Source organism: Bifidobacterium pullorum subsp. saeculare, assembly GCF_016899725.1.
In the GTDB taxonomy this organism is placed as follows: domain Bacteria; phylum Actinomycetota; class Actinomycetes; order Actinomycetales; family Bifidobacteriaceae; genus Bifidobacterium; species Bifidobacterium pullorum_C.
Genome location: NZ_JACLYU010000068.1, coordinates 1 through 714, shown reverse-complemented (window position 1 = coordinate 714; position 714 = coordinate 1). Strand labels below are relative to the sequence as shown.

The 714-nt window shown below is 68.2% G+C and carries 1 protein-coding gene; it reads left to right on the top strand.

The genetic code is table 11. The features are described from left to right. A partial coding sequence (locus tag H7U32_RS09445; RefSeq protein ID WP_204469804.1) for an IS3 family transposase occupies positions 1-673 on the top strand: 673 nt, incomplete at its 5' end. Positions 674-714: the final 41 nt, after the last annotated feature.

Here is a 714-nt window from a genome sequence, read left to right as displayed (position 1 = left end):
GGAGCTGCGCGCGGTCGACGGGGTCGGGATAGCCGACAGGACAGTCCTCGGGATCATGCGCGAGCTGGGTCTGCGATGCCCGATCCGCCGCGGGAGAGCCTACCGCCGGCACCGTTCCTACAGGGGCGTCGTCGGGCGGACGTTCGGGAACGTGATCGGCCGTGGCTTCTCCGCGGACGGCCCGTGGCGGAAGATGGGCGCGGACGTCGCCGGGTTCAGGCTCTCGTCCGGCAAGGCGTGCCTGGCGCCCGTGTACGACTTCGCCGGCAAGGAGATCGTCGCGCGCTGCGTGTCCCGCGGCCCGAGCATGCTGCGGCGGCAACGGATGCTCGCCGGCCTGTTCGCCGCCAAGCCCGGGGGCGCCCGGCCGATGCTCCATTCCGACATGGGCTGGCAGTGCCAGCGCGCCTCCTACGTCAACGCGCTGGCGGGCAACGGGTTCGTCCAGAGCATGTCGCGCAAGGGCAACCGCCTGGACAACGCGGCCACCGAACAAGTGTTCGGGCACCTGAGGGACGAGTTCTTCCGCGGCCGGGACCGGGACACCTTCGAGGGATTCAAGACCGACCTCGACGAGTGCATCTGGAGATGGAACCACGTGAGAAGACAGGTCAAGCTCGACGGCATGACCCCGGTGGAATACCGGGACCGAGCCCTGCAAAAGGCAGCCTGACCGCTATGACTTAACAAGTCCAACTTCCGGGACGCAGTTCA